Origin of the sequence: Phocoenobacter atlanticus subsp. cyclopteri (assembly GCF_018343795.1) — a bacterium.
Classification (GTDB): Bacteria; Pseudomonadota; Gammaproteobacteria; order Enterobacterales; family Pasteurellaceae; genus Phocoenobacter; species Phocoenobacter atlanticus.
Genome location: NZ_CP074346.1, coordinates 2,139,483 through 2,154,845, shown reverse-complemented (window position 1 = coordinate 2,154,845; position 15,363 = coordinate 2,139,483). Strand labels below are relative to the sequence as shown.

The 15,363-nt window shown below is 35.3% G+C and carries 12 protein-coding genes; 7 read left to right on the top strand and 5 right to left on the bottom strand.

The genetic code is table 11. The features are described 5' to 3' along the window. Positions 1-3 precede the first annotated feature (3 nt). The 6 genes from KGI96_RS10390 (at position 4) to mnmE (ending at position 7,284) form a co-directional block, all read left to right on the top strand. Positions 4-1,314, top strand: coding sequence for a TRAP transporter large permease (locus KGI96_RS10390; protein ID WP_211597336.1), 1,311 nt, complete (start codon positions 4-6; stop codon positions 1,312-1,314). A 15-nt stretch (positions 1,315-1,329) separates the two neighbouring features. Continuing rightward, positions 1,330-2,751, top strand: a complete 1,422-nt coding sequence (locus KGI96_RS10385) for a mannitol dehydrogenase family protein (protein ID WP_211597335.1) — start codon at positions 1,330-1,332, stop codon at positions 2,749-2,751. A 28-nt stretch (positions 2,752-2,779) separates the two neighbouring features. After that, positions 2,780-4,183 (top strand): glucuronate isomerase, encoded by a 1,404-nt coding sequence (gene uxaC, locus KGI96_RS10380; RefSeq protein ID WP_211597410.1) that lies wholly within the window; start codon positions 2,780-2,782, stop codon positions 4,181-4,183. A 10-nt stretch (positions 4,184-4,193) separates the two neighbouring features. Then, positions 4,194-5,132 carry a sugar kinase gene (locus tag KGI96_RS10375; protein WP_211597409.1) on the top strand — a complete coding sequence of 313 codons (939 nt, stop codon included), beginning with the start codon at positions 4,194-4,196 and terminating at the stop codon, positions 5,130-5,132. A 10-nt stretch (positions 5,133-5,142) separates the two neighbouring features. Then, positions 5,143-5,784: a bifunctional 4-hydroxy-2-oxoglutarate aldolase/2-dehydro-3-deoxy-phosphogluconate aldolase gene (locus KGI96_RS10370; protein WP_211597334.1), complete on the top strand. Its 642-nt coding sequence runs from the start codon at positions 5,143-5,145 to the stop codon at positions 5,782-5,784. A 141-nt stretch (positions 5,785-5,925) separates the two neighbouring features. After that, positions 5,926-7,284: a tRNA uridine-5-carboxymethylaminomethyl(34) synthesis GTPase MnmE gene (mnmE, locus tag KGI96_RS10365; RefSeq protein WP_211597333.1), complete on the top strand. Its 1,359-nt coding sequence runs from the start codon at positions 5,926-5,928 to the stop codon at positions 7,282-7,284. 77 nt (positions 7,285-7,361) lie between these two features. Here the strand turns inward: mnmE and ligA are convergent, their stop codons facing one another. Together ligA and KGI96_RS10355 are read right to left on the bottom strand one after the other, a co-directional pair. Next, a complete protein-coding gene (gene ligA / locus KGI96_RS10360; RefSeq protein ID WP_211597332.1) occupies positions 7,362-9,386 on the bottom strand; it encodes an NAD-dependent DNA ligase LigA in 2,025 nt (674 codons plus the stop codon). A 150-nt stretch (positions 9,387-9,536) separates the two neighbouring features. Beyond that, complete coding sequence (locus tag KGI96_RS10355) at positions 9,537-10,346, bottom strand: Cof-type HAD-IIB family hydrolase (RefSeq protein ID WP_211597331.1); 810 nt, start codon at positions 10,344-10,346, stop codon at positions 9,537-9,539. Positions 10,347-10,463: 117 nt separating this feature from the next. Here KGI96_RS10355 and KGI96_RS10350 point away from each other — a divergent pair, with 117 nt between their 5' ends. Next, positions 10,464-11,141, top strand: coding sequence for a phosphoribosyltransferase family protein (locus KGI96_RS10350; RefSeq protein ID WP_211597330.1), 678 nt, complete (start codon positions 10,464-10,466; stop codon positions 11,139-11,141). 130 nt (positions 11,142-11,271) lie between these two features. On the opposite strand, the gene KGI96_RS10345 is transcribed toward KGI96_RS10350, so the two are convergent. The 3 genes from KGI96_RS10345 to rraA form a co-directional block, all read right to left on the bottom strand. Next, complete coding sequence (locus KGI96_RS10345) at positions 11,272-12,930, bottom strand: ABC transporter ATP-binding protein (protein WP_211597329.1); 1,659 nt, start codon at positions 12,928-12,930, stop codon at positions 11,272-11,274. Continuing rightward, positions 12,923-14,674, bottom strand: a complete 1,752-nt coding sequence (locus KGI96_RS10340; RefSeq protein ID WP_213156476.1) for an ABC transporter ATP-binding protein/permease — start codon at positions 14,672-14,674, stop codon at positions 12,923-12,925. Before KGI96_RS10340 ends, KGI96_RS10345 begins: the two co-directional genes overlap by 8 nt. Positions 14,675-14,847: 173 nt before the next feature. After that, positions 14,848-15,339: a ribonuclease E activity regulator RraA gene (rraA, locus tag KGI96_RS10335; protein ID WP_211597327.1), complete on the bottom strand. Its 492-nt coding sequence runs from the start codon at positions 15,337-15,339 to the stop codon at positions 14,848-14,850. Positions 15,340-15,363 lie beyond the last annotated feature (24 nt).

Here is a 15,363-nt window from a genome sequence, read left to right as displayed (position 1 = left end):
AAAATGGAATGGACGGTAATTCTTACACTATTTGGTAGCTTTGCAATAATGCTGGCATTATCTATACCTATCTCTTTTGCTATTGCAATTTCTACCTTGCTTACAATTTCTATATCACTGCCTTTTGATATGGCTTTGATGGTTGTTACTCAAAAAATGGCGTCAGGTTTAGATAATTTTGCTTTGCTTGCAATTCCATTTTTTATTTTAGCAGGAAATATAATGAATAGAGGTGGGATTGCGATGCGACTTATCGCATTAGCAAAAGTGTTAGGAGCAAAGTTACCCGGTTCACTTTTTCATTGTAATGTGCTTGCAAATATGATGTTTGGCTCAATTTCAGGCTCTGCGGTTGCTTCTGCTGCTGCAATGGGAGGAATTATGTCTCCATTACAAAAGAAAGAAGGTTATGATCCTGAATTATCAGCGGCAGTAAATATTACTTCTTGCCCAACAGGACTCCTTATTCCACCAAGTAATACACTTATTGTTTATTCTCTGGTTTCAGGTGGAACATCAATTTCAGCTCTATTCTTAGCAGGTTATCTACCGGGTATTTTAATGGGGTTAGGAATTATGCTGGTAGCAGGATTTATGGCGAAGAAAAGAAATTATCCAATTGAAAAGAAACCAGCTTGTAAAGAAGTGATATTTAAAACCCTAGATGCCCTACCATCTTTATTACTGATCATTATTGTTATCGGTGGGATTATTGGTGGAATTTTTACCGCAACAGAAGCATCAGCAATAGCGGTCATTTATACATTAATTCTTGCAGTTATTATTTATAAAGAGGTAAAAATAACCGAGCTTCCAAGTATTATTTTAGATTCTAGTATTACCACAGCAATCGTTTTACTGTTAATTGGTGCATCATCAGGTATGTCTTGGGCGATGGCAAATGCAGATATTCCTTATATGATTCAAGATGCGTTAATGAATATCTCTGAAAATCCAATTGTTATAATGTTATTTATTACCTTTATTTTATTGATAATTGGTACTTTTATGGATATGACACCAGCAGTACTCATTTTTACACCTATTTTCTTACCTATTGTAATGGAGCTAGGTATTGATCCTGTTCATTTTGGTATTATGATGACATTCAATCTATGTATTGGAATTTGTACACCACCTGTTGGTAGTGCATTATTTATTGGTTGTTCAGTGGGGAATGTAAGCATTGACCGTGTATTAAAACCATTATTACCTTTCTTTGTGACGTTAATAATCACACTCTTAATGGTTACTTTTATCCCTGATATTAGTTTAATTTTACCAAAATTATTCCTTAATTATGTTCCAATGTAAAAGTGGAGAAATATTATGAATTCAAATACAAAGAAAGCACGTATATTACATTTAGGATTTGGTGCATTTCATCGTGCTCATCAACTTGTTTATACAAATGAAACAAATCAAAATACAAATGAGCCTTGGTATTTTTATGAAGTAAATTTACGCACAGGTATTCCTGTTATCAAACAACTAAAAGAACAAAATTTTAAATTTCACGTACTTGAAAAAAGTAGTACGCAATCAGAATTAAAAGAAATTGATATTATTGCTGACGCTTTTCATCCTGAAATTAGCACTATTGACACAATTATAGAAAAAATTGCTGAACCACAAATTGCCATTGTTTCTTTAACTGTTACAGAAAAAGGTTACTGTATTGATCCTGTTACAGGAAAATTAGATCTCAACAATACTGCTATTTTACATGATCTACAAAATCCAACTAAGCCTACAACAGCGATTGGCTATATTGTACAAGGTTTAGCATTACGCAAAGCACGTGGATTAAACGGTTTTTCTGTAATGTCTTGTGATAATTTAATGGAAAATGGACATATTGCTAAAAATGCAGTATTAGGATTTGCTGAACAGCTTGATCCAGAACTTGCTCAGTGGATTGATAAAAATGTTTCTTTCCCTTGTACAATGGTAGATAGAATTGTTCCTGCGGTAACAAGTGAAACACTATCAGAAATAGAAACTAAGCTTGGCTATTCAGATCCTTGTGCAATTGGCTGTGAAGCATTTAGACAATGGGTAATTGAAGATAATTTTATTGCAGGCAGACCACAATGGGAACTTGCTGATGCAGAATTAGTAACTGATGTGAAACCCTTTGAGCAAATGAAATTAAGAATGCTCAATGGTAGCCACTCTTTCTTAGCTTATTTGGGGTACTTAGCGGGTTACGAACATATCTCTGATTGTATGCAAGATCCAAATTATCAAAAAGCAGCCTTAAAGCTAATGTTAGATGAACAAGCTACCACACTTAATATGCCAGCAAGTATAGACTTAACTCAATATGCAAACTCCTTAATTGAGCGTTATGAAAATAACAATATAAAACACCGTACTTGGCAAATTGCTATGGACGGTAGTCAAAAATTACCGCCACGAATGCTCGAATCAATTCAGTACCATTTGGAAAAAGGATCTAATTTCTATTTATTAGCTTTGGGTGTAGCAGGTTGGTTACGTTATATGAGTGGTGTTGATGAGCAAGGTGAGGTCATTGATGTTCGAGATCCAATGAAAGATCAAACTCAACAAATTTATGCAAAATCTGGTTTAAATCTGACCGCTATTGATGAATTATTGAAACTAGATAATATTTTCCCAACTCAATTAGTTGCAAATAAATCTTTTGTTGAAGCTGTTAAACAAGCTTATCAATCACTACTTGATCTTGGTGCGAAACAAAGTGTCGCAATCTATTTACAAAAATAATAGGAAAATAATGATGAACCCAACAATAATAAAACCTTTTATGTGTGAAGATTTTTTACTGACGAATGATGTATCACGCACGTTATATCACGACTATGCAAAAGATCAGCCAATTTTTGATTACCATTGCCATTTAAGCCCAAAAGAAATCGCAGAAAACCGTCAGTTTAATAATTTAACTGAAATTTGGTTAGAAGGCGATCATTATAAATGGCGTGCATTACGTTCAGCAGGTGTTCCAGAGAAACTGATTACAGGTAATGCCACAAATTATGAAAAATATAAAATATGGGCTGAAACAGTCCCAAAATGTATCGGTAATCCAATTTATCATTGGACGCATTTAGAACTACGCCGTCCTTTTGGGATTACAAATACCTTATTTAATCCACAAAATGCCGATAAAATCTGGCATCTATGTAATGAAATGTTACAACAGCCTGAATTTTCTGCTCGTGGAATAATGCAACAAATGAATGTCAAATTATCAGGTACCACCGATGATCCTATTGATTCTCTTGAATATCATAAAATAATTGCCAAAGATCCTAATTTTGATATTGAAGTTGTTCCAAGTTGGCGACCAGATCGTGCATTGAAAATAGAATTACCTTTATTTAATGATTACATTAAACAGCTAAGTGAAGTTGCAGATATTGAGATAGATAGTTTTGATAAACTTAAAAAAGCACTTTTGAAACGTCTTGAGCATTTTGATCAACATAACTGTAAATCAGCCGATCACGGTATCGAAATTGTTCGCTTTGCACCTATTCCTGATGAAAAAGAGTTAGATAAAATTTTAAGTTTACGCTTAAATAATCAACCGCTCACCGAACAACAAATCGCCCAATTTAGTACCGCACTTTTAGTGTGGCTAGGAACGGAATACCATAAACGTCAATGGGTGATGCAAATGCATATTGGTGCATTGCGTAATAATAATACCAGAATGTTTAACCTATTAGGTGCTGATACTGGCTTTGATTCTATCGCTGATCGTCCTTTTGCAGAGGCTTTATCTAAATTACTGGATACAATGGATCAAACAAATCAGCTTCCAAAAACAATCCTATATTGCTTAAATCCAAGAGATAATGAGATGATGGCAAGTATGATCGGAAATTTTCAAGGTGGTGGTATCGCAGGAAAAATTCAGTTTGGATCAGGTTGGTGGTTTAATGATCAAAAAGATGGAATGGAACGCCAATTACAACAACTTTCACAATTAGGGCTATTAAGTCAATTTGTAGGAATGCTGACTGATTCTCGTAGCTTTTTATCTTATACTCGCCACGAATATTTTCGTCGTATTTTATGTGAAATGCTAGGAAAATGGGTCATTAATGGTGAAATACCAAATGATCAGCAGTTATTGGGTAATATGGTTCAAAATATTTGTTACCACAATGCGAAACATTATTTTAAATAGGATTTGAATGATGAAAAAAATAGCACTGATTGGCGAGTGTATGATTAAGTTAAATGGCGAGCCTTTTGGAATAATGCAACAAACCTACGGTGGGGATTCATTAAATACTGCCACTTATCTTGCAAGAACGAGCTTGCCAGAAAAAATCCAAGTTTATTATGTTTCAGCCTTAGGTGCAGATAAAATCAGCCAAAAAATGATTGAGCTTTGGGAAGATGATGGAATTAACACTAAATGGGTATTAAAAGATCCGCATCATCAGCTTGGGCTATACCTTATCCAACTTGATCAACAAGGTGAAAGAACTTTTTTATATTGGCGTAATCAATCTGCTGCTCGTTATTTATTACAGCACCCTGATTATCCCAAAGTATTAAATAATTTATCTCAGGTTGATGCCATTTATCTAAGTGGTATTTCATTAGCCATTCTACCGCCTGATGATCGCACAACCTTGATTAAACAACTAACAGAGTTTAAAAAGCAAGGTATTACAATTATTTTTGATAGTAATTATCGCCCTGCTTTATGGAATAGCGTAGAAGAAACACAACATTATTATGCTCAACTACTTTCTCTTGTTGATGTAGCATTAGTTACATTTGATGATGAGCAATTATTATGGCAAGATTTGAATGAACAGCAATGCTTACAGCGTTTATCTTCAAAAGGTATTCAAACTATTGTTTTAAAACAAGGTAAAAGCGGTGTAATTTTACAAGAAATTTGCAAAATTCAGCCAATCCCAACAATACCAATAAATAATGTTATTGATACTACCTCAGCTGGAGATGCTTTTAATGCAGGATTTTTAAATGGCTACTTACAAGATAAAGATTTAACAACTTGTTGCCAACAAGGAAATCAACTGGCGGGAGTTGTAATACAACACAAAGGTGCTATTATTCCTAAAAGTGCAACACAAAATTTAATCAATGAATTTAATTAAGGAGATAAAAATGGCTTATACAACAAAACAAATTATAGAAAAACTGGCTCAACTAAAAGTTGTACCAGTCATTGCTTTGGATAATGCAGAAGATATTTTACCTCTTGCAAAAACATTAGCAGAGAATGGATTACCTGTTGTTGAAATTACATTCCGTTCAACTGCTGCTGAACAAGCAATTCAATTATTACGCAAACATAATCCTGATATTTTAATTGCAGCAGGGACAGTATTAACATCAGAACAAGTATTACAAGCTAAAAATGCAGGGGCTGATTTTGTTGTGACACCAGGATTTAATCCAAAAATTGTTAAACTTTGCCAAGATCTTGATTTACCTATTACTCCGGGAGTAAATAATCCAATGTCTATTGAAGCTACATTAGAAATGGGGATTACCGCCGTGAAATTTTTCCCTGCTGAAGCGAGTGGTGGTGTAAAAATGATTAAGGCATTGCTAGGACCTTACCCACAATTACAAATAATGCCGACAGGGGGAATTGGTTTAACGAATATTCAAGATTATTTAGCCATTCCTAATGTCGTAGCTTGTGGAGGATCTTGGTTTGTGGATAAAAAACTGATCAATGCTCAAGATTGGGATAAAATTGCACAATTGACAAAAGAAGTAGTTAAATTAGTACATATTTAAACTAGTTAGGATTACTGAAATAATTAAACTCAGTAATCCTTTTTTATATCACTTATCTCTCTTCCACATATAAGCTACTTGATATAATACGCTTTCAAGGTATCATATCCCCTAATATTCTATTAACTAAATATAAAAACAATGAAAGAAACAATAGTAGCACAAGCAACCCCAATAGGTCGTGGTGGGGTTGGAATTTTACGAATTTCAGGACCTTTAGCCGAAGCCGTCGCACAGGAAGTCTTAGGTAAACCCCTTAAGCCTCGTATGGCAAATTATTTGCCTTTTAAAGATATTGATGGGTCTACTATTGATCAAGGAATTGCTCTCTTTTTTAAAGCACCAAATTCGTTTACTGGTGAGGATGTTCTTGAATTGCAAGGACACGGTGGGCAGATTATTTTAGATATTCTGTTAAAACGTATTTTACAAGTAAAAGGCTTACGCATTGCTCGTGCGGGAGAATTTTCTGAGCAAGCCTTTTTGAATGATAAGCTAGATTTAACCCAAGCAGAAGCCATTGCTGATTTAATTGATGCCACCTCTGAGCAAGCCGCTCGCAGTGCCTTGAAATCGTTACAGGGCGAATTTTCAAATAAAATTCATCAGCTTGTTGATGATGTGATTTATTTGCGTACTTATGTTGAGGCATCGATTGATTTTCCTGACGAAGAAATTGATTTTCTTGCCGATGGTAAAATTGAAAATAAACTCAACCAGATTATTGCCAGTTTAGACAATGTGCGTAAAGAAGCAAAACAAGGCTCGATCATTCGTGAAGGTATGAAAGTTGTAATTGCAGGGCGTCCAAATGCAGGAAAATCAAGTTTATTGAATGCTCTTGCAGGGCGTGATGCGGCGATTGTAACAAATATTGCAGGAACAACCCGTGATGTGTTACGTGAGCATATTCATATTGACGGAATGCCGTTGCATATTATTGATACTGCAGGGTTACGAGATGCCAGTGACGAAGTAGAGCGTATTGGGATTGAGCGTGCGTGGAGCGAAATAGAGCAAGCGGATCACGTTTTATTGATGATTGATAGCACAGAAAGTAGTAATGAAAATATTCAAGCCGAATGGCAAGATTTTTTAACACGTTTACCTGAAAATATTCCTGTTACTGTAATTCGTAATAAAGTGGATCTCTCGGGCGAAAAAGAAGGTTTTGAACAATTAGAAGATTTTAATTTAATTCGTCTTTCTGCTCAAACCAAAGTAGGGATTGATCTATTACGTGAACATTTAAAACAATCAATGGGTTATCAAAGTTCAACAGAGGGGGGCTTTATTGCTCGTCGTCGTCATTTGGTCGCCTTAGAAAAAGCGGCTGAACATTTATTAAATGGGCATACTCAATTAACTGAATTTTATGCGGGCGAGTTACTTGCTGAAGAACTACGAATGACACAAAACTCCTTAAGTGAAATTACAGGCGAATTTACCTCTGATGATTTACTCGGTAATATTTTTAGTTCATTTTGTATTGGTAAATAAAGTTATTGGCATATCGTCTCAGAAAAATAATTTCGAGATCCTATGCCAATAATCTATAAGCCAGTTACTATTACATATTAAGTACTAAATTCATTGGTTAAATCAATTAAATCTTGCTCACTGAGTATTTTAATTCCAAGCTCTTGGGCTTTAGTTAATTTTGAGCCTGCCTTTTCTCCTGCAATTAGAAAATCTGTCTTACCTGATACACTGCCAGAAACTTTACATCCATAACTTTGTAGCAATGCTTTTGCCTGATCACGTGTTAACTGTGAAAGAGAGCCTGTTAGTACGACATTCTTATCTTTTAATGGATTGTCTTTAACCTCTTGTAATACAACATCTTCCCAATGAACGCCCAATGCAATCAACTCTTCAACTACAGCGACATTATGTGGCTCTAACCAAAAACGATAAATATGATTTGCTACAATTTCACCAACATCTGGCACCTCTTTCAACTGTTCAACATTAGCTTGGCGAATAGCATCTAGTGTTCCAAAATGATTAGCTAAATTCAGTGCGGTTGCTTCGCCCACTTCTCGAATGCCAAGTGAAAATAAAAAACGGGCAAGGGTAGTTGATTTCGATTTTTCAATACTTTGTAGAGAATTAGTCGCTGATTTCTCCCCCATTCTTTCTAGCCTAGACAAGGTTTCTTTTTCTAATTTAAACAAATCTGCAGGGGTGTGGAGCAACTCTTTTTCCATTAATTGTTCAATCAATTTTACACCAACACCATCAATATCCATTGCCTTGCGAGAAACAAAATGTTTTAAAACTTCTTTACGTTGTGCGTTACAAAACAGACCACCAGTACAACGAGCCACTGCTTCACCTTCAACACGAATAATGGTTGAGCCACATTCAGGGCAAGCGGTAGGAAAATGAATACTTTTTGCAAATTCAGGGCGATGTTCCAATACAACTCCTACAATTTGTGGAATAACATCACCTGCACGACGAATAATCACAGTGTCGTGAATACAGACACCTAAACGAGCAATTTCATCACCATTGTGCAATGTTGCATTACTCACCGTCACTCCCGCCACAAAAACAGGCTCTAATTTTGCAACAGGCGTTATCGCCCCTGTTCGCCCCACTTGAAACTCAACATCCTTTAACACCGTCATCTCTTCTTGAGCAGGAAATTTATAGGCAATTGCCCAACGAGGTGCTTTAGAAACAAAACCTAATTGCTCTTGTAATTTAATGTCATTGATTTTTAACACTGTACCATCAATATCGTAACCGAGAGAATTACGTTTTTGTGCAATAGAATGATAAAACGCCAATAAGCCTTCTATTCCTTTTGCAAGCATAATTTCATTATTGACGGGAATACCAATAGATTTTAACCACTGTAAACGAGCAAAATGAGTGTCAGGAAGTGGTTGCTCACTTTGATAAACACCGATTCCATAAGCATTTAAAACTAATGGTCTAGAGCGAGTAATTTTAGGATCAAGTTGGCGTAATGAACCTGCGGCAGCATTACGTGGATTAGCAAAGCTTTTTTCACCCTTTGCTAGTGCGTTTTTATTTAATAAATCAAACCCCTTTTGAGGCATAAATACCTCACCACGAACCTCTAAACTGGCAGGAGGATTTGTCATATTAAGCTTTAATGGAATATTACGAATAGTACGAATATTGGCAGTAATATCCTCCCCAACTGCACCATCGCCTCGAGTTGCTGCTTGGGTTAATATTCCATCTTCATACAAAATACTGACCGCTAAACCATCTAGCTTTGGTTCACAGCAAAATTCAAGTGAGGAAGTATTTACTGCTCCTCTATCTTTAATTCGACGTAAAAAAGCCTCTAATTCATTATCAGAAAAGGCATTGTCTAACGAGAGCATTGGCACTTTGTGAGTAACTTGGTTAAATCCATCTAAGGGTTTTGCACCCACTCGTTGTGTGGGAGAATCTGTTGTAATTAACTCTGGATTGTCTTTTTCAAGCTGTTTGAGTGTATTCATTAAACGATCATACTCAGCATCTGGTACGATTGGATTATCTAGTACGTGATAATGATATTCGTATTCTCGTAATTTTTCTTTTAATTCAGTAATTTGTTGTATTAGTGATGACATTAATAAATCTCTTGATAAAAAGTATAAAAACACTTTTATTATAATGATATAGGGCTATAAAATAGATGGGCTATTCTAACATAGATGCTATTTTTTATAGGTAAAATTTAACATTTTGCAAATTTTGTATAACATCATACCGCTTCAAAGTTAAATTATATTAAACTCTTTTAATGCAAATAATACACCATCTTCCCAAATTGGCTTGGTGACATAATCCGCTAATTTTTTTAACTCTTCTTCACTATTTCCCATCGCCACACCAAAACCAACACTGGAAAGCATTTCAAGGTCATTTAAGCCATCACCAAATGCCATTGCATTTTTGATATCAATATTAAAATAAGCAAGCACATCTTGAATTCCTTTTGCCTTAGAATTTGTTTTATCTAAAATATCAACGGCTTTAGGATGCCAACGTACTTCTTTTAAATCATCACCAAATAATCCTGAATTTTTTACTTCTTGAGAACGCTCTTGTGGATAAAAAGCTAACATCTGCATAATATCATTGTGTTTATAATGTTCAGGATCAACAATATAATCTTCTTGAATTGGCTTTAACGATTCAATAACATCTGGAGTTTCTTTTGATACCACCATCTGATTATCACTCACGAAACCATATTCAATATTTAACGCTTTTAGTTGTCCAATAACTACTTCAATTCGGGTAGTATCTAATGGATATTTACTTATTATTTGATTTTTATAACAGTTATATTGCCCATTAATTGTAACTAATAATTCAAATCCCTGTGCATTAATCAATGGTGTTAAAGGTTTGGGAAATACACCCAAACAACGCCCAGTTGCAATAGCGGGAATAATCCCCTTGGCTTTTAGTTTTGGGATAACTTCCTTAAAAATACTCTCTGGAATACGGGTTTCTTTTTTATAGTAAAGGGTATCGTCAATATCAAAAAAAACAATTTTAATTGGGTAGTTTAAATTATTCATTTTTTCTCCTTACTGAATATCAGTATATTTTAGGCTTTTTCTCGATCTAGGTCACAAAAATTTTTACTTTTTTTGATTTTTATTCTTTATTATTCGTTTTATTTTAATTTGATAAATATGAATATTGGACAGTTTCGTTGTTTTCAATGTGAAAAACCATTAGCAATCAGTCATCACGGTTTTTGTAGTCATTGCTATAAACAGATTGAGCAATCTCCTTATTGTGGTTGCTGTGGTTCGCTATTGTTAGAGAATAGTTTAGGCTGTGGAAATTGTTTACAAGACGAACCAAAATGGCATAAATTTGTGCAAATTTGTTGGTATAAGTCACCGCTTACCCATTGGATTGCTGATTTTAAATTTCATCAATGTTATTATTTAGATCAACCTTTAGCAAGATTATTACTATTAGCCATTAGAAAAGCCAGAAGAGAGCATTTTTTAACTTTACCTGAGGTGATTATTCCTGTTCCTTTGTATTGGCAACGCCATTGGAAACGTGGTTATAATCAAGCAGAATTATTAACTGAGCCTCTTTCAAAATGGTTAAATATTCCTATGGATAAAGATTGCTTAACAAGGATAAGATCAACCATTCCACAGCGAGAGCTTTCTGCTCAAGAACGTAGAACAAATTTAAAAAAAGCCTTTTGCTATCAACCTATAAAACCCTATAAAAGCGTGGCAATTGTTGATGATGTAGTTACAACAGGATCAACGATTAATGCTATTTGTGTGGAGTTATTAAAACAAGGTGTGAAGGAAATACAGGTTTGGACGTTGTGTAGAGCTTAGCTTAAAGTAATATTATTTTAATTTGTGGTTTTGTTAAAAAACAAGCGGTTAGATTCTAGAAAAATTTTGCAAATTTATTTTGTAGCGAAAGGGCATCTAAGTTATGCCCTTTCACTATATAACTACACAACTAAGACATTCGCCCATTCTCAATTTCAATCACTTGATCGCAAATTGCCATTGTTGAGGCTCTGTGGCTAACCAAAATAATCAGTTTATCCTGTTTTACTTTTTGTAACGATTGTAAAATGATCGCTTCGTTTAAGCTGTCTAAGTTACTGGTTGGTTCATCAAGTAAAATAATCGAGGCGTTGTGTAAGAACGCACGAGCGATACCGATACGCTGTTTTTCGCCGTCTGATAAATTGTTGCCAAGCTCAGTGACTTTGGTATCGTAACCTTCAGGTAAGCTCATAATAAAATTATGTAATGACGCTTTTTTACTTGCCTCGATCACTTGTTCTTTGGTTGCTGAGCGGTTTGCCATTAAGATATTTTCATAAATACTTTCGTTGAAAATATAGGTTTGTTGTGTGATGTAAGCGATATGATCACGCAAACTCGCCGTGTTAATCTGTGGCAAAGCGGTCTGATTTATCGTAATTTTTCCACTTTGTGGATCGTAAAAACGCATAATCAGTTTCAGTAAGGTACTTTTACCGCTTCCGCTACGTCCGTGAATACCCACGATTTCGCCTTTGTTTATGGTTAAGTTGAGATCCGATAAAATCTTCTCATCTTCATAAGCAAAGCTTAAATTTTCTACTGTGATTTGTTCGACGTTATCTAAATCGGTGCTATCAACCACATCTTCCAAATCTGGCGTTTCATTTAATAGGGTTAAAACACGTTCGCCACTCGCAAGAGTTTGTAGTAAATTGCTTGATAAATTACTTAACGCAATCACAGGTCCGTAGCTCGACATCAATAAGATTACCGCCACTAATAAGCCTGCAAAATCAATCTGTTGGTAATAGAATAGAATTAAACCTGCGAATAAAATCACAATGTTGAAAGCGGATACGGCAATCTCGGTGTAAGAGCGTACTTTGCCTTCTTGCTGTTTGATTTTTAAGAATGCTTGGTCAATTTTTTCACTGCGTTGATTGATTTCATCTAAACGTGGTTTTTCATTGCCGAAGAGTTGCAATTCTTTCATTCCACGCACGCTATCTAAGAAATAATCATTCATTTCGCCGACTAAATCACGGTATTTGCGACCATCTTCTCGTGCCATTTTGGTGGTAATAATAGGTAAAATAAAGCCGATTGTGAGATAAGCTAAAAAGGCGATGACAGTAAACCAAATTGAAATATGAGCGAACACAACTAATAATAATGTAGAAGTTAAGAAGGCAATCATTATCGGGGCGATAGTGTGAGCATAGAAGACTTCTAACAATTCAATCTCGTTGGTAACCAGAGAAACAAGCTGTCCTGATTGCTTATCTTGTAATTTTACAAAGGCTAATTTACGCAATGCGGTAAAGACTTTTTCACGCAATAACGCAAGCAATTTGAAAGCGATATAATGCCCTGACATTTGCTCTAAGTAACGTAATAGCCCACGAGAAACTGCTAAGATAATCAAAATCATCAGCACGCTGCGTAGTTCTAAGTGCATTTGAAAATCAAGCAAACTTGCCAAGCCCATTGCACCAAGTACCATAATAAAAATCGCAGAAAGGAAACCTAACACGCCAGTGATTACGGTAAAACTCATAATGTGAGCCAGCGGTACGACTAATTTTAATAAATTCCACATCACAACAAATCCATTTTTACGCATTGTTATTTCCCCCGTTTCTGATACTTTCTAAATTCTGTTGCTGATTAAACATTTCAGCGTAAATACCTTGTTTATCCATTAACTGACGATGATTACCCTGCTCGGCAAGTTCGCCTTGTTGTAAAACAAAAATATTATCTGCCCACACGGCATTTGCTAAGCGGTGCGAAATCATCACAATGGTTTTTTCATTTTTGAGTTTTTGGATAAAGTTGAGAATAATCTCTTCACTTTCCACGTCAATGTTGCTTGTTGCCTCGTCAAAAATATATAAATCCGCATTGTGTAATAAAGCACGAGCAAGGGCTAAACGCTGAATTTGTCCGCCTGATAAATTGCTACCACGACTTAATAATGGCATATCTAATCCGCCATTTTCACGCACGAAATTCGCTAAATTGACTTGCTCTAAGGTTTGATAAATTTGTTCATCGCTCGCCTCTAAGTTTGCCATTAACATATTTTCTCGTAAGCTACCTTTGAAAATATACGAACTGTGGCTCACAAGTGAAACCTGTTGATAGAAAGAGTGGCGTTCGACGTCTTGAATATCTTGTCCGTTGAATAAAATCTTGCCTTGCTGTGCTTTATAAAAGCCCATTAGTAATGAAACTAAGGTTGATTTTCCGCAACCACTTTTACCCACAAAGACCGTTAATTGTTTTGGGGCAATGGTTAAGTTCAAACCTTTAATGGCTTGTTTTTCAGAGGAATAAGAAAAATGTAAATCTTTAATTTCAATAGAAATTGCATTTTTTACTGAGAATGTGACCGCTTGTTTATTCTCTTCTACTGGCGTATCTAATAAAGTGAAGATTTTATCGGACGCGGCTTTACCGTTCATTGCAACGTGGAAGAATGAACCGAGTAAACGCAATGGAATAAAGAATTCTGATGATAATAAAATAAATAAAATCACACCGAAAATCCCCAAATTACCGTCTTGATATTGCAATAATGCGGTTAAAATCCCCACCGCTGCTCCACCATAGGCAAGCAAGTCCATCAATGAAACCGAGTTTAATTGCATTGTCAGCACTTTCATTGTGATTTTACGAAAATGCTCCGCCTCTTCGTCCATTTTTTGGGATTTATGCTCATCATCTTGATAGATTTTTAAAGTAATCAAGCCCTGTAAATTATCTAAAAAGCTACTGCCTAAGCCGACATAAATCGCCCAATATTTACTTAATAATTTTTTAGCGATTTTATTGACCGCAATGATAGACATCGGAATTAACGGTACGCAAACCAACAAAATTAAGGCTGTCGGTGCATTGAAAAACACCAAAAAGGCAAATAAAGTTAAAGGTGCAAGCAAGCTATAAAAAAGCTGTGGCAAATAACGACCAAAATAGATTTCTAACTGCTCTACCCCTTCCGATGCTACTTGAATAATTGATGATGTAGATTGTTGATTAACCTGATTCAACGGCATTGATGCCAATTTCTCAAAAATTAAGGTACGCAATCTGTGTTTAACATCAGTACTCGCTTTATAAGAGGCTTTGACAGACATACTGCCAGCAAAGGCTCGTACCCCAAGTGCAGCGATCAAAATAATGGCATAAAAAATCCCACTTCCAAGTGAAAGAGAGCCATCAAAAGCCTGTTGCAATACCCACGCAAAAACTACCGCACTTACAATACCGCCAACCAGTGCAACCCAGTTCCACAGCACCGTTACTGCAATCCATTTTTTGCTATCGGTTACTGTGCCGATCAAACGTTTATCAATCATCATAGATTCATCATCCCGAAAAGTTTGCTATTAATTTGATTATTTTAGCATAGAGAAAGGCAAAAGATTATCACTCTTAATTAAAAATTAATAATATTTGGTAGGAATTTTATAAGAGTAAACCTTATTTTAAAACTAATTTTAAAATAAGGTTTAATTTTAATGAAGTTAAAAAATTATGCCTGATAATCTTCTAATGGCTCTGGAGAAAGGACTATTCCTGTTAAATCAGCATAAACATAATCCTCTGGGAAAAAAGTCACCCCACCAAAATTAACTGGCGTATCCACTTCTCCGATATCGGTATATTCAGCTCCGACAGGAATTGGAGCAAGTGCTTGAATACCAATTTCAAGGGTTTCTAAAATATCAACCTGACGAACAGAACCATAAACAATAATACCTTCCCAACCATTATCAACCGCAAGAGTTGCTAGTTCAGCATCAATTAATCCACGTCTTAATGAACCGCCACCATCAATAAGTAGTACTCTTCCTTCACCATTCTCTTTTAGTGTTTCTGCAATTAATCCATTACATTCAAAACATTTTATTGTGGTAATTTTTCCAAAAAAAGCACTATCTCCTCCAAATGTTGAAAACATTGGTTCGACAACATCAAGTTGGTCACTATAAAGATCACAAAGTAAAGAAGTATCAATATTCATAAGAAATCCTATTTAAAGATGAGT